The sequence below is a fragment of the Sinorhizobium fredii NGR234 genome (assembly GCF_000018545.1).
In the GTDB taxonomy this organism is placed as follows: domain Bacteria; phylum Pseudomonadota; class Alphaproteobacteria; order Rhizobiales; family Rhizobiaceae; genus Sinorhizobium; species Sinorhizobium fredii_A.
The window spans coordinates 1,911,482-1,929,836 of the sequence record NC_012586.1; the positions used below are offsets into that span (position 1 = coordinate 1,911,482).

Here is an 18,355-nt window from a genome sequence, read left to right on the forward strand (position 1 = left end):
CCGAACCGGGAGTGTAACACGCCGTTTCCGGGCGGGCATGCCGTCAAACCGCCCGCCGCGAGGGCATCAATCGTTGTGGATCTCGAGCGTCTTGCTGAAGATCAGCGCGGCAATGGTGCAGAGGGCGCCGGAAAGCAGGTAGTAGCCCGCAAAAGCCAAGCCGAAACGGCTGGTCAGACCCAGCGCCACCAGCGGCGCGAAGCCCGCACCTATGAGCCACGACAGGTCCGAAGTGAGTGCCGCCCCCGTATAGCGATAGGCCCGGCCGAAGCGCGAGGCGACGGCACCGGCGGCCTGGCCGAAAGACAGGCCCAAAAGGCTGAAGCCCACGATCACGAATGCGTTCCTGCCGGCGACGCCGGCCTCGAGCAGCATCGGAGCGACAAAGCTGAAAATCGCGATCAGCACGGCGCAGACGCCGAGGTGATACCGGCGGCCGATGCGATCGGCGATGAGCCCCGAGGCGACAATCGCGAGGATGCCGCAGATCGCCCCCAGGAACTGCACCATCAGGAATGAGCTGGCGCCATGATCGGTGTAGATCTCCACCCAGCCGAGCGGGAAGACGGTGACGAGATGGAAGAGTGCGAAGCTGGCCAGCGGCACGAAAGCACCGATGAGCACATTGCGCCCATGCAATCGCAGCATTTCGGTGACCCGCCTTGCCTGCAACTCGTGCTCTTCCAGCAAGGTCCCGAATTCCTTGGTCATAACAAGGCGAAGCCGTGTGAACAACGCCACGACATTGATCGCGAAGGCGACGAAGAACGGGTAGCGCCATCCCCAGCCGAGGAAATCGGCCTGCGAAAGCGACATCAGGAAATAGGCAAAGAGCGCACTCGCCAGCATGAAGCCGATCGGCGCGCCGAGCTGCGGGATCATCGCGTACCAGCCGCGATGGTGCTGCGGCGCGTTGAGGGCGAGCAGCGAGGCGAGCCCGTCCCAGGCGCCGCCGAGCGCAAACCCCTGCCCCAGCCGGCAGATCGCCAGCATCACTATCGCCCATGCCCCGAGCGTCTCATAGCCCGGCAGAAAGGCGATCGAGGCAGTCGAGCCGCCGAGAAGGAAGAGGGCGATGGTCAGCTTGACGCCGCGACCGTAGGTCCGGTCGATCGCCATGAAGACGAGCGAGCCGACCGGCCGGGCGACAAAGGCCAGTGCGAATATGGCGAAGGAATAAAGCGTTGCGGTCAACCGGTCGGGCGCAAAGGGAAAGAAAAGCTGCGGGAAGACGACAACCGAGGCAATGCCATAGACGAAGAAGTCGAAAAATTCGGCGGCACGACCGATGACGACGCCGATCGCGATGTTGCCAGCCGAAACGGGCCTGTCGTCGTGCATGCGCCGCGCGTCGCGCTCCATCGAGGAAGACGACGGCCCCAGGGACTGTTGCGACACACTGCTCATAAAAGGCCTCCCATCGCTCGGAGCCGCTTTGCCTTGCGCCTCTCAAGGGGGGATGTTGATCAATCGCCCGATCATATCAAGTGTTGAATTGCGAAATTGCGGTTTGCCGTAGTAAAAATCCCGGTCCTCCGGGACAGGACTACCGGCAGCCGACGTGCCTCGACTTCCCGCCGCAATGCACAAGATTGCTGCGGTGCGACCAAAAACCTCATACCGCTTGATCCACTCCTACTTTAGTCGCAGGGCGATCGTCATCAGAAAGGGCTCAGAGACGTGCCAGGATTTCTGAAGTTAACCCGCCGCATCGCCCTCTTGCCGCCGTTTCTGCTGCTTGCGGGCTGCGACATGGTGGTCATGGCCCCCTCGGGTGACATCGCCGCCCAGCAGCGCGATCTCATCGTCATTTCGACGATCCTCATGCTGCTAATCATCGTGCCGGTGATCTTCCTGACGCTTCTCTTCGCCTGGCGATACCGCCGGGCAAACACGGCCGCGACTTACGATCCGGAATGGCATCATTCGACGGCGCTGGAAGTGGTGATCTGGTCGGCACCGCTCGCCATCATCATCGCGCTCGGCGCCATCACCTGGATCAGCACCCACAAGCTCGATCCCTACCGGCCGCTCGACCGGATCGATGCGGCGCGGCCTATCCCGGCAGACGTCAAGCCGGTGACCGTCGAGGTCGTCGCGCTCGATTGGAAATGGCTGTTCTTCTATCCCGCCCAGGGGATCGCCACGGTCAACGAAGTCGCCGCGCCGGTGGATGTACCGATCAACTTCAAGATCACCGCGTCCTCGGTGATGAACTCGTTCTACATTCCGGCGCTTGCCGGCCAGATCTACGCGATGCCCGGCATGCAAACGAAACTCCATGCCGTCATCAACAAGCCCGGCGAGTACGATGGCTTCTCGGCAAATTACAGCGGCGACGGCTTCTCGCACATGCGTTTCAAGTTCCACGGCGTCGACCAAGAGGGCTTCGATGCCTGGGTGGCACGCGTCAAGTCGCAGGGGACGGCGCTCAATCGCGATGCCTATCTGAAGCTCGAAAAGCCGAGCGAGCGGGAACCGGTGCGCTACTTCGCAACGGTCGAAGCGGGCCTCTACGACGCGATCCTCAACATGTGCGCGACACCCGGCAAGATGTGCATGCACGAGATGATGCACATCGACGCGATGGGCGGGGCGGGCACGGAAAGTGTCGAGAATCGTGACCGTCTCGAATACGACAACAGGCACGCCACGGAAGAAGGCGCGCCGGCGGCAACGTTCCCGGCGACCGGCACGCCTGCGCGCAGCGAGGAGCAGCCGGAAGGCATGGACGAGCCGATGCAGCATGAGACGCCCGGAACGGGAGGACACGAGGGGCACTCGATGCCGGGCATGCAAGAGGGCAGCGACCCGGCCCCGGCGCAGCTTAGAAACTGAACCCGGCGCCTTCGGCGTCGCAAGGACACCAACGAACGGGTTTCCCCATGTTCTCCGATCCATATCTCCTGAAATTCGTCTTCGGCCGGCTGACCCTCGAGGCAATCCCCTACCACGAACCTATCCTCGTCGCGACATTTGCCGCCGTCGTCATCGGTGGTATCGGGCTCCTCGGTCTGATCACCTACTACCGGTTCTGGGGACCGCTCTGGCGCGACTGGCTGACCAGCGTCGACCACAAGAAGATCGGCATCATGTATGTGATCCTCGCGCTGGTGATGCTGCTGCGCGGCTTCGCCGACGCGATCATGATGCGCCTGCAGCAGGCAATGGCCTTCGGCGACTCGGAAGGCTACCTGCCGCCGCATCACTACGACCAGATCTTCACCGCGCACGGCGTCATCATGATCTTCTTCATGGCGATGCCCTTCGTCACCGGGCTCATGAACTTCGTCGTGCCGCTGCAGATCGGCGCCCGCGACGTCTCCTTCCCGTTCCTCAACAATTTCAGCTTCTGGATGACGACCGCCGGCGCGGTCATCATCATGCTGTCGCTTTTCGTCGGCGAATTCGCCCGCACCGGCTGGCTCGCCTATCCGCCGCTCTCCGGAGCGGATTACAGCCCCGGTGTCGGCGTCGACTATTACATATGGGGCCTGCAGGTCGCCGGCATCGGTACGACGCTGTCGGGCATCAACCTCATCGCGACGATCGTGAAAATGCGCGCCCCCGGCATGACGATGATGAAGATGCCGGTCTTCACCTGGACCTCGCTCTGCACCAACGTGCTGATCGTCGCAACCTTCCCGGTGCTGACCGCGACGCTGGCGCTGCTGACGCTCGACCGATACGTCGGCACCAACTTCTTCACCAACGACCTCGGCGGCGACCCGATGATGTATGTCAACCTCATCTGGATCTGGGGCCATCCGGAGGTCTACATTCTGGTACTGCCGGCCTTCGGCATCTTCTCGGAAGTCGTTGCCACCTTCTGCGGCAAGCGGCTCTTCGGCTACGCCTCGATGGTCTATGCGACGGTGGTCATCACCATCCTCTCCTACATCGTCTGGCTGCACCACTTCTTCACCATGGGTTCGGGCGCCAGCGTCAACGCCTTTTTCGGCATCACGACGATGATCATCTCGATCCCGACGGGCGCCAAGATGTTCAATTGGCTCTTCACCATGTATCGCGGCCGCATCCGCTACGAGGTGCCTATGCTGTGGACGGTCGGCTTCATGGTGACCTTCGTCATCGGCGGCATGACCGGCGTGTTGCTCGCCGTGCCGCCGGCCGATTTCGTGCTGCACAACTCGCTGTTCCTGATCGCCCATTTCCACAACGTCATCATCGGCGGCGTCGTCTTCGGGTTGATGGCCGGCGTTGTCTACTGGTTCCCGAAGGCCTTCGGCTTCAGGCTCGATCCGTTCTGGGGCAAGATGTCCTTCTGGTTCTGGCTGACAGGCTTCTACTTCGCCTTCATGCCGCTCTACGTGCTCGGCCTGATGGGCGTCACCCGCCGCGTCAGCCAGTTCGAGGATCCGTCGCTGCAGATCTGGTTCCTGGTCGCCGCCTTCGGCGCCTTCCTCATCGCGCTCGGCATCCTGTCGATGCTCGTCCAGCTCGTCGTCAGCTTCATCAAGCGCGAAGAATTGCGCGATACGACCGGCGACCCCTGGGATGCCCGCACGCTCGAATGGTCGACCTCCTCGCCGCCGCCGGACTATAATTTCGCCTTCACGCCGGTCGTCCACGATCAGGATTCCTGGTGGGACATGAAAAAGCGCGGCGCCAGTCGCCCGATTTCCGGCTTCAAGCCGATCCACATGCCGAAGAACACCGGCACCGGCGTCATCCTCGGCGCAATCAGCGTCGCCTTCGCCTTCGGGATGATCTGGTACATGTGGTGGCTCGCCGGCCTTTCCTTCCTCGCCATGGTCGTTATCGCGATCGCCCACACTTTCAACTACGACCGCGACTTCTACATCCCATCCGACGTCGTCACGCAAACGGAGGGCAAGCGCACCGAACTGCTTGCCAGCGAGGTGTAGGACCATGACCGAGCTTCACGCCGATCAAGCCTTCCAGGAAGGCAAGGCACCGACCTTCTACCTTGAGGAAGAACATCATCCGGAAGGCAGCACGATGCTCGGCTTCTGGCTCTATCTGATGAGCGACTGCCTGATCTTCGCGGTGCTTTTCGCCACCCATGCCGTGGTCGGCCGCAACTACGCGGCCGGACCGTCGCCGGCCGATCTCTTCGACCTGCCGCTCGTCGCCGTGAACACGTCGATGCTGCTGTTCTCGTCGATCACCTACGGCTTCGCCATGCTGGAGATGGAGAAGGCCAAGAAGAGTACGACGCTCGTCTGGATGGCGGTCACCGCCCTCTTCGGAATGGCCTTCGTCGGGCTCGAACTCTACGAGTTCGCGCACATGATCCACGAGGGCGCCGGACCGCAGCGCAGCGCCTTCCTGTCTTCCTTCTTCACGCTCGTCGGCACGCACGGCCTGCACGTGACGTCCGGCATCATCTGGATGTTGGTGCTGATGGCCCAGGTGGCAAAACGCGGGCTGATCCTCGAAAACAAGCGCCGGCTGATGTGCCTGTCGATGTTCTGGCACTTCCTCGACGTCGTCTGGATCGGCGTCTTTTCCTTCGTCTATCTGATGGGAGTCCTCTTGTGAGCACGCACGCACCTTCGCATGAGGATGCCTTTGAGGCCCACCACGGCCATAGCCACGGTCACGAAGCGGGCCATGGTACGCTGAAAAGCTATCTGACTGGCTTTGTCCTCTCCGTCATCCTGACCGCCATTCCCTTCTGGCTGGTGATGGCCGAAGTCCTCGACAGCCCGGTGCTGACGGCCGTCATTATCATGGCGCTCGGCGCCATCCAGATCGTCGTGCACATGATCTTCTTCCTGCACATGAACACGCGATCGGAAGGCGGCTGGACGATGATGGCGCTGATCTTTACCATCGTACTCGTTGTCATCGCGCTGTCCGGCTCGCTCTGGGTCATGCATCATCTCGAAGAGAACATGATGCCGATGAGCCCGCAGATGATGAAGAACATGCCGTGACAAAGGGGCCTCAGCTTCGCCCTCTCCTCGGGTTTAACCCGAGGACCAGCCCTCTCACCGCGAGCGGGGGGCAGGAACGGTGCGGCATATCCCTTCTCCCCGCCTGCGGGGAGAAGGTGGCGGCAGCTGGATGGGGGGCGGCACTGATGCAAGCCGCATGCATTTTCACCTCCCCCCTTTCAGTCGACAACACGCCGTGAGCAACCCCGAAAGTGCGCCTCCGCCGCGTTCCCGGCTGTCGCTCGCGATACTCACCGTCATCGGGCTCCTGCTGGTCGCCGGCCTGCTGGCGCTCGGGACATGGCAGGTCAAGCGCCTCTCCTGGAAGCTCGATCTGGTCGCCAGGGTCGAGGAACGCGTCCACGCAGCGCCCGTCCTTCCACCGTCGCGCAGTGGCTGGGCGGATATCAGTGCGGCACGCGACGAATACCGGCGCGTGCGGGCCCGCGGCCGTTTCCTCAATGAGGAAACGCTGGTCTATGCCGCGACCGAGCTCGGCGCCGGCTACTGGGTGATGACACCGCTGGCGCTTGACGACGGCACGACGGTGCTCGTCAATCGCGGCTTCGTGCCGGCGGACAAGCGCGAGGCATCGACGCGGCCGCAGGGCCGGGTGGAGGGCGATACGGAGGTCACTGGCCTGATGCGCATGGATGAGCCGGAGGATTCGCTGCTGCGCTCCAACAAACCTCAGGAGGAGCGCTGGTACTCCCGCGATGTCGGCGCCATTGCTATGGCACGCGGCCTTTCCGACGTCGCACCCTATTTCATCGACGCGGATGCCACGCCCAACCCCGGCGGTCTACCGGTCGGCGGACTGACGCGCGTCGTCTTTTCCAACAATCACCTCGTCTACGCCGTTACCTGGTACTGCCTGGCTGCAATGAGCGCCGCCATGCTGGTCTTCTTCTGGCGTTCGGCGGGAAGAGACAACCGCGGCGCGTCGTGAGAGAATAGGGAGGGCGCAAGCTCACGGTCGCTGCAACGGAGGGAAGACATCACGAACCCTCCAGTCGATACAACCGTATACCACCGTGATCGCATAGTCGCTGTAACGACTCGCCGCGGAGGCCCGCCAGTTCAATTGACCGAGTTGAGGGTCATCGACGTGCCGGCGGCCGCGACGTTCAGCCCGAGCTGACCGGTGACGCTGACGGTCTGCAGGTGGATCGACCCGGACGTGCCGCCGACGAGCACATTGGCACCCACGCCGGCACCGACGGTCGCCTCGGCGGTGGCGCCCTTGTAGAGACCGCTCAGCGAGCCGTGATGGTAACCGGCCGTCGGCGCGAATACCGCCCAGAGCAGCCGGCTGCGCATGGTAAAGCCGATATCGACGCCGAGCTTGCGGATTTCGCCCGTATAGCGATCCTCGATCTCATCGCCGCCCAGCGACCGGAAGACGCACTCGATCTCCTTCGACGAGCCGAGCACATAGCCGGCGCCGCCGCTGATATCGCATTCGAGATAACCGATCTTGACGCCGTCTTGCTCGTCCAGTGCCGGCGGCGGCGCGGGCTCCCGATAGGGCGCAATATCGGCTGCCTGGGCGGCCATGCCGACGAGAGACAACGACGCTGCGGAAAGAGCCGCGACAAGATTCGTGTTCATGCATACTCCCTTCTCGGACCGGCGACGAGGCTCGCCCTTCCGACAACAAATTCAGCAATAGGTGGCCCGCATCGCCACGGAGGATGGACGACGCGCGCGTGTAACGCCGCCGCACAGTTCAACTCCATTGAGACAATTCGGGGGCGTGTTTGTGGCCGTCACCAGCTTTTTGCGTGTATCTATTGCGGCCTGCCGGACCATGCCTCTTGCCGGAGGAAGTCTCTATCCGCCGTTCACCAGATCGAGGATGAGCCGGTGAATATTGCCGCCGTCGTTGAGTTCCGCACGGTCGAAATCCCGGCTCTGCTGGCGCTGGGCGTTGGACAGCGCCCCCAGCCGCTTGGTCATTTCGGACTTGATCTTCCGGCATTGCGGGTCAGCCGGAACCGTGAGGCCGACAGTGGCAATCTCGATCTTGTTGACCATCTCCTTGATGAAATCGCCATGCACCAGTTCGTGCTTATGGACCCCGGCGATGAACGCCTCCCAGTGTTCCCGTGTGGCGACCGGCAAGGGCATGGCCGGTTTTGGCAGGGTGTAAGTGATGGCAAGCTTCGGCAGAGCCGAAACGAGAACGCAGGCATCGCCCTGCACCTCGTATTTTCGCGACCAGGTGAGCTTGAAGCTCGTATGTGCGATGGCGCGCGTTGGCCCGAGCTTCGGGCCGCGCTCGCCGATCGAGGCGTAGAGTTCCGGGCCGGATTGGCCGGCGATCGTGTAGCTCTTGACCTGCTCGACCGCCCGCCAGTCCGCCTTGGCAGCCGAAGGCGACGATGCCAAACAGGCGAGCAAAAGAATAAATCGGCGCTCTCTCTTCACGCGAACATCCCCGACCGGGCTCAGTTGATTGCGGCCGGAACCTAATGGCGGCGGGCTTGGCTTTCAATCGCCGATTTCGGGAGAACTGGTCAAACGCTGCTCAGCAGCAGGCTGGTTTCGCTGTTGGCCACGCCGTCGATCATCCGCACCTCCCGCAGGATGCGGTCGAATTCGGAAAGGTTCGCGGTGCGAATATTGGCAACCAGATCCCAATTGCCGTTGGTGGTGTGCAGCGTGTGGATTTCCGGGATGCCGCGCAGCTTGCGGATGACCTGGGTCGTCGATTTCCCGACCACCTCGATCATCATCACCGCATGGACGGTGTTGAGGTCGTAGTCCTCGCGGACGCGCACGGTAAAACCCATCAGCGTGCCGGTTTCGATCAGGCGGTCCAGGCGGTTCTGCACGGTGCCGCGCGCGACGCCGAGCACATCTGAAAGCTTGGACAGCGAGGCACGCCCGTCGACGCGCAGGTGCGCGATGATCCGGCGATCCAGGTCATCCGGCGTATACTTCGCAATGATCGTCCCGCTCGATGCCATTTTGGAAAAACTGCACAATCCGACTGGTAAAACTGTTCAAATGGATGACGAAAATAGCACAGCTTTGCCCTTTCGACCAGCAGCGCCCGTCATTAACATCCTGGAATATTCAGCACATGCAGGAGGAACCTCGTTGCTTTCACCGCTCCCGTCCGCCAAGGCCATGGTGCCCTTCGTCAGCGTCGAGAACATGATGCACCTCGTCCACCATCTCGGCGTTGAGACGGTTCTGGCCGAGCTTACGGATGCGATCGAGGCAGATTTCCGCCGCTGGGAGAGCTTCGACAAGACGCCGCGCGTCGCCAGCCATTCGCGTGACGGCGTGATCGAGTTGATGCCGACCTCCGACGGTGCCGTCTACAGCTTTAAATATGTCAACGGCCATCCGAAGAACATCGTCGACGGGCTGCAGACCGTCACCGCCTTCGGCCTGCTTGCCGAAGTCTCGACCGGCTACCCGGTGCTGCTGACCGAAATGACGCTGCTGACGGCGCTTAGAACCGCCGCGACCTCGGCGATGGCGGCGCGTCATCTGGCACCGAAGGGTGCGCGCACCATGGCGATGATCGGCAACGGCGCCCAGGCCGAGTTCCAGGCGCTGGCGATGAAGGCGGTCTGCGGCATCGACACGGTTCGGCTTTACGACATCGATCCCCGCGCCACCGAGAAGACGGCGCGCAACCTTGCGGGGTCCGGCCTCGAGGTCGTCGCCTGTCCATCCGCCCAAGCGGCGATCGAAGGCGCCGAGATCATCACAACCTGTACGGCGGACAAGCAGTTCGCGACCATTCTCACCGACAACATGGTCGGATCAGGCGTCCATATCAACGCGATCGGCGGCGACTGCCCCGGCAAGACGGAGCTGCACCGCGACATCGTGCTCCGCTCGGACGTCTTCGTCGAATATCCGCCGCAGACCCGCATCGAAGGCGAAATCCAGCAGATGGCGCCGGATTTTCCGGTGACCGAGCTCTGGAAGGTCGTGACCGGCGCAGCACCCGGCCGGCGCGACGCAAGACAGATCACGCTTTTCGACAGCGTCGGCTTCGCCATCGAAGACTTTTCGGCGCTCCGCTACGTGCGCGACCGGCTCTCCGGAACCGACTTCTATCAGAATCTGGACATGATCGCCGATCCGGACGATCCGCGCGATCTGTTCGGAATGCTGCAGCGCGCGAAGTAAGCGGGGAAAGCGACGTGCGTGGCCGTACCAGCTATTCCATTCAGGCTCCCGCCGCGGTCGTCATGGTGCGGCCGCACCATTTCACGGTCAACACCGAGACGGCGGCCGACAATCGCTTCCAGGCGGAGTGGGCAGCGGGCGAGGACCTCGGCCCTCTCGCCTTCGCCGAGATCAGCCGCGCCGCCGAGACGCTGAGAAGCCATGGGGTGGACGTCCACCTCTTCGAGGATACGGGCACCGATACGCCGGATTCGGTCTTTCCCAACAACTGGTTCTCGACCCATGCCGGCGGCCACGTGGCAATCTACCCCATGAAGGCCGAAAGCCGCAGGCGTGAGCGGCGCAGCGACGTCGTCGAGATGCTGAAGGCCCGGTACAGGGTGCAGGAAGTCATCGACTATTCCGGCCTCGAACCGGATGGGCTGTTCCTCGAAGGCACCGGTGCCATGGTGCTCGACCACATCGATCGTGTCGCCTATGCGGTGCGCTCCGACCGCACCGACCCGATTGCACTCGAACGCTTTTCGACTCATTTCGGCTTCGAGCCTATGGTGTTCGACGCCCATGACGGCGACGGCGTCCCCGTCTATCACACCAACGTGCTGATGTGCGTCGCCACCGACTTTGCGATGATCGGTCTCGACATGTTGACGGATCCGGCAAGGCGGCGCGAGATCGTCGCCCGGCTGGAGCACTCGGGCCGCCGGGTGATCGCGCTCAGCAACGAGCAGATCGCCCGCTTCGCCGGCAACGCCCTTGAACTCCATGGGCGGCAGGGCCGCATCCTGGCCTTGTCGGCAACGGCGCTTGCCGCCTTGGACGGGGAGCAGATCGCCGCGATCGAGGAAAGCGCGACCCTCGTGGCGCTTGACATTCCGACCATCGAAAGGGCCGGCGGATCGGTCCGCTGCACGCTGGCCGGCGTCCACTTGACGCCGCGGCCGTGAGCCGACCTGGAACGTCGCGCGAGCCCTACTCTACTTGAGCCGCGCCAGCGCTTCTGCCGCCTCCTTGACCAGTGGATGGTCCGGATGGCGGCGGATGAAGCGCTCGTAGGCTTCCACCGTATTCTCCGCCCTGACCCGCTCGAATTCCGCCCGGACGGCCGCCTCGTGATCCGGAGGTTTCTGCATGTCCACCCCGCTTGCCTTTGTCGTGCCTGATGCAGTAGGAGCAAGGCTGATTGCTGCCAGCATCACCGCGGCAAGATACGACAGCAATTTCAGGAACGGCACGATTCTCTCCAATCTTACTGATCTCGTTACGACGATCGTAGGCATTCGGAGCCTAACGTCGCCGCCACGATCTGCGCTTTTTTGAGCCGAGGCAACGCCTGGCGCTCTTATGATGGGAATTTGGGATGAGCGGTACCGGCAAAACCGTACAAACTTTGGATACGACCGGCAATGAGTTGGTCGATGGACTGCTGTCGGGTTACGCTTGGAGCGGCACGATCACCTATGCCTTCCCGACTTCAGCCAGCGCCTACAACTACGGGCCTGAAAAGTATGACGGTTTCAATTCCATATCGCAGGCGCAGATAAATACTGCGCGCTTCGCGATGGTAGTGGGGTACGGTTCAGCCGCGAACGATGGTTTTTCCGTCGAGGGCTTCACCAATGCCAGATTCGCCGCCGGAAGCGCGTCCAGCGCGACAATCCGCTTCGCACAATCGAACGAACCGGACACGGCTTACGCGTACATGCCGGGCAACTATTCCCAGGCCGGTGACATCTGGTTCGGCACTGACTACATCGGCACCGTCGCCGACTACCGCAAGCCGGTCGCCGGAAACTACGCCTGGCACACTCTGCTGCACGAACTCGGCCATGCGCTTGGCCTGAAGCACGGGCACGAGCAAGAGGGAGCCTTCGAGCCCCTTCCTTCCCAGTACGATTCGATCGAATATTCGATCATGACTTACCGCGGCTATGTCGGCGGCTACGGCTACGCCTATGAACAGTACGGCGCGCCGCAGACCTTCATGATGGCCGACATCGCTGCGCTGCAGGAAATGTACGGCGCGGATTTCAGCACCAATAGCGGCAATACGGTCTACAAGTGGACGCCCGGCAGCGGCGCGACGCTCGTGAACGGAGCGGTCGGCATAGCTCCCGGCGCCAACCGAATCTTCGCGACCATATGGGACGGCGGCGGCAGCGATACCTACGACCTCACCGCCTACAAGATCGCCCTCAAGATCGACTTGCGCCCGGGGAAGGTCTCGACCTTCAGTGCCGATCAACTTGCCTGGCTCGGCGGCGGCTCCAACGATGGCTATGCTGCAGGCAACATCTTCAACGCGCTGCTCTATCACGGCGATACGCGATCGCTGATCGAGAACGTCTTGGGAGGCTCCGGCAACGACGCGATTACCGGCAACCAGGCGGCCAACAAACTGTACGGCTATGCCGGCAACGACATTATGAATGGAGACACCGGCCATGACACGCTTTACGGCGGTGTCGGCTCGGACAAGCTTTACGGCAGCAGCGGCAATGACGCCCTCGTGGGCGACGCAGGGAACGACGCGCTCTATGGCGGCACCGGAGCAGATAGGCTCTATGGCGGCTCCGGCAACGATACCTTCGCGTTCCGGTTATTGGCGGAGAGCACCGTCGGCGCAACGGGTCGCGACACGATCTACGATTTCGCCGCCTCCGACAGGATCAATGTTTCCGCCATCGACGCCAACTCGACCGCGAGCGGCGATCAGGCTTTCACCTTCGTCGGAACCGCCGCTTTCAGCGGCAAGAACGGCGAGTTGCGTTACGACCGCGCTGCCTCCGACACCTATATCTATGGCGACGTGAACGGCGACAAAAAGGCCGACTTCGCCATCCGCCTCGATGACGCCGTCACCCTGCAGAAGGGCTACTTCCTTCTCTAGGGCCAGAGGGTAGGGCGCGCGCCCCTATCGCCCGGCTGACGGCCTCCCAAGAAGTAGTCCGGTGCTCCTCGGTGGAACTGTTTCCGCCCGAGTGCGGTTTTCGCCCGCATTCCGCTCCCATCATTCAGAACGATCCGCTTGGACGCCTGATCTGGCGTATCTCTCGCGCGCGCCGCTTCGAATCTCTCTCCCATTCACCTGCAGTTTCCGAGCCGCAAGGCGCAATGGCCTGCAATTGACAAGTGTTGCCTATCGGATTATGACTGACGAAATTCGAAAAACGTCACCAATCATGAATGCGAGCCCATGACCGAACCGGCAGAAAGCAGCATCGACGCCAGCAGACAGGAAAATATCGCCCGGATCCTCGAATCCGCCGAGCGGCTTTTCCGGCATTACGGCTACACCAAAACGAATGTCGCCGACATCGCGCGCGACCTCGGCATGTCGCCCGCCAATATCTACCGCTTCTTTAGCTCCAAGACGGAGATCCATCAGGCGCTTTGCGCGCGGATGCTGGAGGCGAGTTATCAGCAGGCCTACGAGATTGCCCGCCTGCCCCTGAGTGCTCCCGAGCGCCTGCGGCGCTATGTGCTGGCGCAGCACAGGATGACCGTGGAAACCATGCTCGATGAGCAGAAGGTGCACGAGATGGTCGTCGTAGCGATCGAGCAGGAATGGCACGTCATCGAAAAACATCTCGACCGCATCGACAGGCTTCTGGCCGGCATCATTCGCGAGGGTATCGAGGCCGGTGAGTTCGCCGAGCAGGATCCGGAGATCGCCGCCCGATGCTTCGGTGCGAGCATCGTGACGCTCTGCCACCCGCAGATCGTCGCCCAGTGTCTTGCCAAGGAAAACCGCCCCACCCCCGACGAGCTGATCGAATTCGCCGTCAGAGCGCTGAAGAAATAAGAGCCGCCAATAGCGGGATCAGGAGTCCGAACGATGCTTGCACCTTTCAACCGCCCCTTCATTGCCCGTGCGCTGGCCGTGATCGCACTTGCCGTCGCGGTCTCCGGCTGCTCGGAGGAAAAGGCGGAAACGAAAGAGACCATTAGGCCGGTCAAGGTGATCGAAATTGCCGGTACGGGTGAGGCGCGCCGGCTCGACTACGCCGGTTCGGTGAAGGCGCGCACAGAGATGAATCTCGGCTTTCGTGTCGGCGGCAAGATCACCGAGCGGCTCGTCAATGTCGGCGATCGGGTCAAACCGGGCGATCGTCTCGCTCGTATCGACCCGACCGACTATCTGCTTGCCGTGAAGAGCGCCGACGCGACCCTTTTCGCCGCCGAGAAGCAGGTGCAGACGACGTCTTTGACAAAAGAACGGGCAGCGCAGCTCTTTACCAAATCTTTTTCCTCCAAGGCTGAACTCGACCAGGCGACCCTGCTCTACGACCAGGCGATCTCGACGCGCGACGCGGCCGCATCCAGCCTGAGCCAGGCGAAGAACCAGGTGGCCTATGCAGACCTCACGTCGGACCAGAGCGGCATCGTGACCGCGATCAATGCCGATGTCGGCCAGGTCGTCGGCACCGGCACGCCGGTGGTCACCGTCGCTGTCGACGGCGAGAAGGAAATCGAAGTTGCGGTTCCCGAACTGGACATAGCCGAGTTCAAGCCGGGCAAGGCGGTCAGTGCCCGGTTCTGGTCCAACGACATGCTCACCCTCGACGGCCAGGTGCGCGAAGTCTCCGGCAGCGCAGACCGGCAATCCCGGACATTCGCGGTGCGCATCAGCCTGCCCAACGATCCCCGCGTCCTGCTCGGCATGACCGCCACCATCGAGGCGGCTGCCACCAGTTCCGAGAGCCTCGTTTCCGTTCCACTCAGCGCGCTTGCACAGAAGGACGGCAAGGACATCGTCTGGGTGGTCGATCGCAGCGCCTCGACCGTGCACGCCCGCCCCGTCCGGCTCGCCGACTACGCCGGCGACCAGGTGCGCGTTGCCGAAGGGTTGCGGCAGGGCGATCTCGTCGTCGCCGCCGGTACGCAGTTCATGGCCGAGGACCTGAAGGTCAAGCTGCCTCTCGCCGAGCAGCAGTCCGCCCGCGCCGAGACGCGCGAAATCGTCCGCTAGAGCGGGATGAGGAAAAATGTGCGCGGTTTTCCGCCCGCATCCTCTGACCTTTTAGAATCAAAAGCCAATCAAGCAGAACGGAAATAAGCCGATGCACGCCTCCACCGGGGACAAGAAGCCGTTCAATCTGTCGCGCTGGGCGATCGGTCATCCGAGCATCGCGCGGTTCCTGTTCGGACTGATCATCATCACCGGCGCGCTTGGTCTCGTTCGCATGGGGCAGCGCGAAGATCCGGAATTCACCTTCCGCACCATGGTCGTGCAGGCTGTCTGGCCGGGCGCCTCGATCGAAGAGATGCAGGACCAGGTCGTCAACAAGATCGAGCGCAAGCTGCAGGAAACGCCGCATCTCGATTTCGTGCGCTCCTACACCCGCGCCGGCAGCGCCGTCATCACCGTGCAGATCGAGGGCGACACGAACGCCGACGATGTTGCCGATGCCTTCTACCAGGTTCGCAAGAAGGTGGGGGACATTGCCAACGAACTGCCTGACGGCGTCCTCGGCCCGTACTTCAACGACGAATTCGGCGATACGTTCATCACGCTCCACGCGATCAGCGGCAACGGCTATAGCTACCCCGAATTGAAGCGCTTCGCGACCGAAGGCCGCGACATGCTCTTGACGACGCCCGGCGTCGAGAAGGTCGTCATCCTCGGCGATCAGCCGCGGAAGATCTATATCGACGTTTCTTCCAAGCTGCTCGCCGCCCGCGGACTGACGCTCAATGACCTGCGCAACGCCGTCGCCGGACAGAATACGGTCGATCCCGCCGGCACTGTCGAGACGGGCGTCCGCTCGGTTCGCATCTCCGTCGACGGTGACGTCAGGCGTGCCGAGGACATCCGCGAGCTGAGGCTGCGCGCCGGCAACGAGACGATCCGGCTTGGTGACATCGCCACCGTCACCTCGGGCCTCGAAGATCCCTATTCGCGCAAATTCCGCTTCAACGGCCACGACAGCGTGCAGATCGGCGTGGTCATGGCCAAGGGACACAAGGTTACTGACGTCGGCAAGGCGGTGGAGGCAACCTATGAGCGCTTCGAGTCGGCCCTTCCCTACGGCGTATCGGTCGAACAGATCTCCAACCAGCCGGAAGTCGTGACCGAGGCGATCAGCGAATTCAGCCACGCGCTCGTCGAGGCGCTGATCATCGTGCTCATCGTCTCGTTCCTGTCGATCGGCTGGCGCTCGGGCCTGGTGATCGCCATCGCCATCCCGCTGGTGCTCGCCGCCACCTTCGCGATCATGTACGAGCTCGGCATCGACCTGCAGCGCATTTCGCTCGGGGCGCTGATCATCGCGCTCGGCCTGCTCGTCGACGACGCGATGATCGTCGTGGAAATGATGGAGCGGAAGCTCGAGGAAGGGTTGGTGAAAATCGAAGCGGCGAGCTTTGCCTACTCCTCCACGGCCTTTCCGATGCTGACGGGCACGCTGATCACCACGGCCGGCTTCATCCCCGTCGGCTTCGCGGAATCGACTGCGGGCGAATATGTCCGCTCGCTCTTCTACGTCGTTGGCATCGCTCTCGTCGTGTCGTGGTTCGTGGCAGTGTATTTCACGCCTTGGTTCGGTTACATGATCCTGAAGCAGCGCCACCATGCGGGTAGCCATCACGACGCGTTCGACACCCGCTTCTACCGGCGCCTCCGGTCGACCGTCGGCTGGGCCGTGCGCCATCGCGTCATCGTGCTCGTCCTGACGCTGGCAACCTTCATGACGAGCCTCTGGGCCTTCCAGTTCATTCCGAAGAACTTCTTCCCGCAGTCCTCGCGGCCGGAAATCCTCGTCGACCTCTGGCTGCCGGAGGGCACCAGCATCAAGGAAGTCGAAAAGCAGGCCAAGGCGCTCGAGGCGCGCATGATCGATGACGAGGACAAGCGCTTCATCGCCACCTATATCGGCGAAGGCATACCGCGCTTTTTCCTGCCGCTCGACCAGCAGCTCCGCAATCCCAACTTCGCGCAACTCCTCGTCATGGCGAAGGACGAGCCGGCCCGTGAAAGGCTGATCGCCAAGCTGCGCACGATCCTCGCCGAAGACTTCCCCTCGATCCGCGCCAAGGTCGATCGCCTCTTCCTCGGTCCGCCGACCGGCTGGCCCGTGCAGATCCGGGTCATGGGGCCCGATCGCCAGGAGGTACGCGGCATCGCCGATCAGGTGAAGGCGAAATTTCAGGAGAATCCGCTGCTCGGCGCGGTCCATGACGACTGGCTGGAGCCGGTGCCGGCGATGAAGCTGGTGATCGACCAGGATCGCGCCCGGGCGCTGGGCGTCACCTCGCAGCGCATCCGCCAGATGCTGCAGGCGGCGATGTCCGGCGTGCCGCTCGACGATTTCCGCGACGGCGAAGAGACCGTCTCGATCGTGGCCCGCGAGCCGGACGGCAACCGCCAGCTGCTTTCGGCGGTCAACTCCGTCTATGTGCCGACCGACTTCGGCAGCTTCGTGCCGGTGTCCCAGGTGGCCAAAGTGGTTCCGGTCCTGGAGCAAGGCATCGAATGGCGGCGCGATCGCCTGCCGACCATCACCGTGCGCGCAACACTGCCCGACGGCATCCAGCCGAACGACGTGACCCTGCAGATCTACAACGAGCTGCAGGGCCTGCGGGACGGTCTTGCCCCGAGCTACAAGGTCGAGATCCAGGGCGGCGCGGAGGACAGTGCCGAGAGCCAGGCCTCTATCGCCGCCAAGGCGCCGGTCATGCTGGTCGTCATTGTCATCCTGCTGATGGCGCAACTCCAGCACTTCGGCAAGTCGATGCTGGTGCTCGCAACGGGGCCGCTCGGCATCATCGGTGCGGCCGCGGCCTTGCTGATCAGCGGCGCCCCCTTCGGCTTCGTCGCCATCCTCGGCGTCATCGCACTGCTCGGCATCATCATCCGCAATTCGATCATCCTCGTCGATCAGATCGACCAGGATATTGCGGCCGGCATGGAGCGCTCCGAGGCTATCATCGGTGCGGCGGTGCGGCGCTTCCGGCCGATCGTGCTCACGGCGCTGACCGCCGTGCTCGCGCTGATCCCGATCTCGCGCGGCGTGTTCTGGGGACCGCTGGCCTATGCGATGATGGGCGGCATTCTTGTTGCGACGGTGCTGACGATCCTGGTGCTGCCGGCCGGCTACGCGCTGTTCTTCGGCAAAGAGCCCAAGGGGCGCGAAACGGAGGGCGAAACCGCCGAGCCGCACAGGCAGGCGCCTGAGGCCCGCGCCGCCCAACCCACACCGATTGCCGCCGAATGATCCGGACGGCAAGCGGCGCCGCCGCGCGGCGCGTCGCGGCGGCAAGGCCGTTAAGCCAAG

General features: G+C 62.8%; 16 protein-coding genes. 11 read left to right on the forward strand and 5 right to left on the reverse strand.

From position 1 onward, the window contains the following. Positions 1-66: 66 nt before the first annotated feature. The gene (locus tag NGR_RS09005) at positions 67-1,407 is read right to left on the reverse strand and encodes an MFS transporter (RefSeq protein ID WP_015887947.1); all 1,341 of its coding nucleotides are present in this window, start codon (positions 1,405-1,407) and stop codon (positions 67-69) included. 273 nt (positions 1,408-1,680) lie between these two features. Here NGR_RS09005 and cyoA point away from each other — a divergent pair, with 273 nt between their 5' ends. The 5 genes from cyoA to NGR_RS09030 all read left to right on the forward strand — a co-directional run bounded on the left by cyoA (position 1,681) and on the right by NGR_RS09030 (position 6,873). Further along, on the forward strand, positions 1,681-2,838 hold the full coding sequence (cyoA, locus tag NGR_RS09010; protein WP_015887948.1) for a ubiquinol oxidase subunit II: 1,158 nt from the start codon (positions 1,681-1,683) through the stop codon (positions 2,836-2,838). A 47-nt stretch (positions 2,839-2,885) separates the two neighbouring features. After that, positions 2,886-4,889 (forward strand): cytochrome o ubiquinol oxidase subunit I, encoded by a 2,004-nt coding sequence (cyoB, locus tag NGR_RS09015; RefSeq protein ID WP_015887949.1) that lies wholly within the window; start codon positions 2,886-2,888, stop codon positions 4,887-4,889. Positions 4,890-4,893: 4 nt separating this feature from the next. Continuing rightward, the gene (gene cyoC / locus NGR_RS09020; RefSeq protein ID WP_015887950.1) at positions 4,894-5,526 is read left to right on the forward strand and encodes a cytochrome o ubiquinol oxidase subunit III; all 633 of its coding nucleotides are present in this window, start codon (positions 4,894-4,896) and stop codon (positions 5,524-5,526) included. Then, complete coding sequence (gene cyoD, locus NGR_RS09025; RefSeq protein ID WP_015887951.1) at positions 5,523-5,924, forward strand: cytochrome o ubiquinol oxidase subunit IV; 402 nt, start codon at positions 5,523-5,525, stop codon at positions 5,922-5,924. Before cyoC ends, cyoD begins: the two co-directional genes overlap by 4 nt. Before the next feature lie 196 nt (positions 5,925-6,120). Beyond that, the gene (locus NGR_RS09030) at positions 6,121-6,873 is read left to right on the forward strand and encodes an SURF1 family protein (protein ID WP_240545077.1); all 753 of its coding nucleotides are present in this window, start codon (positions 6,121-6,123) and stop codon (positions 6,871-6,873) included. Between the two features lie 131 nt (positions 6,874-7,004). Here NGR_RS09030 and NGR_RS09035 read toward each other — a convergent pair whose 3' ends face one another. The 3 genes from NGR_RS09035 to NGR_RS09045 form a co-directional block, all read right to left on the reverse strand. Further along, positions 7,005-7,535 (reverse strand): DUF992 domain-containing protein, encoded by a 531-nt coding sequence (locus NGR_RS09035; protein WP_015887953.1) that lies wholly within the window; start codon positions 7,533-7,535, stop codon positions 7,005-7,007. 222 nt (positions 7,536-7,757) lie between these two features. Continuing rightward, on the reverse strand, positions 7,758-8,354 hold the full coding sequence (locus NGR_RS09040; protein WP_015887954.1) for a DUF922 domain-containing Zn-dependent protease: 597 nt from the start codon (positions 8,352-8,354) through the stop codon (positions 7,758-7,760). An 89-nt stretch (positions 8,355-8,443) separates the two neighbouring features. Next, complete coding sequence (locus NGR_RS09045; protein WP_015887955.1) at positions 8,444-8,896, reverse strand: Lrp/AsnC family transcriptional regulator; 453 nt, start codon at positions 8,894-8,896, stop codon at positions 8,444-8,446. A gap of 133 nt (positions 8,897-9,029) precedes the next feature. On the opposite strand from NGR_RS09045, the gene NGR_RS09050 reads away from it, so the two are divergent. Both NGR_RS09050 and ctlX read left to right on the forward strand, forming a co-directional pair. Further along, positions 9,030-10,079 (forward strand): ornithine cyclodeaminase, encoded by a 1,050-nt coding sequence (locus tag NGR_RS09050; protein WP_164923972.1) that lies wholly within the window; start codon positions 9,030-9,032, stop codon positions 10,077-10,079. A 62-nt stretch (positions 10,080-10,141) separates the two neighbouring features. Then, positions 10,142-11,026, forward strand: coding sequence for a citrulline utilization hydrolase CtlX (ctlX, locus tag NGR_RS09055; RefSeq protein WP_164924113.1), 885 nt, complete (start codon positions 10,142-10,144; stop codon positions 11,024-11,026). A 30-nt stretch (positions 11,027-11,056) separates the two neighbouring features. Here the strand turns inward: ctlX and NGR_RS09060 are convergent, their stop codons facing one another. Beyond that, the gene (locus NGR_RS09060; RefSeq protein WP_164923767.1) at positions 11,057-11,314 is read right to left on the reverse strand and encodes a hypothetical protein; all 258 of its coding nucleotides are present in this window, start codon (positions 11,312-11,314) and stop codon (positions 11,057-11,059) included. Positions 11,315-11,439: 125 nt separating this feature from the next. Between NGR_RS09060 and NGR_RS09065 the strand changes: the two genes are divergently transcribed. The 4 genes from NGR_RS09065 to NGR_RS09080 all read left to right on the forward strand — a co-directional run bounded on the left by NGR_RS09065 (position 11,440) and on the right by NGR_RS09080 (position 18,295). Beyond that, positions 11,440-12,969, forward strand: a complete 1,530-nt coding sequence (locus NGR_RS09065) for a M10 family metallopeptidase C-terminal domain-containing protein (protein ID WP_015887959.1) — start codon at positions 11,440-11,442, stop codon at positions 12,967-12,969. 306 nt (positions 12,970-13,275) lie between these two features. Next, entirely contained in the window at positions 13,276-13,884 is a 609-nt protein-coding gene (locus NGR_RS09070; protein ID WP_015887960.1) for a TetR family transcriptional regulator, read from the forward strand. Between the two features lie 33 nt (positions 13,885-13,917). After that, positions 13,918-15,051 (forward strand): efflux RND transporter periplasmic adaptor subunit, encoded by a 1,134-nt coding sequence (locus NGR_RS09075; protein ID WP_015887961.1) that lies wholly within the window; start codon positions 13,918-13,920, stop codon positions 15,049-15,051. Between the two features lie 91 nt (positions 15,052-15,142). After that, complete coding sequence (locus NGR_RS09080) at positions 15,143-18,295, forward strand: efflux RND transporter permease subunit (protein ID WP_015887962.1); 3,153 nt, start codon at positions 15,143-15,145, stop codon at positions 18,293-18,295. The last annotated feature ends 60 nt before the right edge of the window (positions 18,296-18,355 follow it).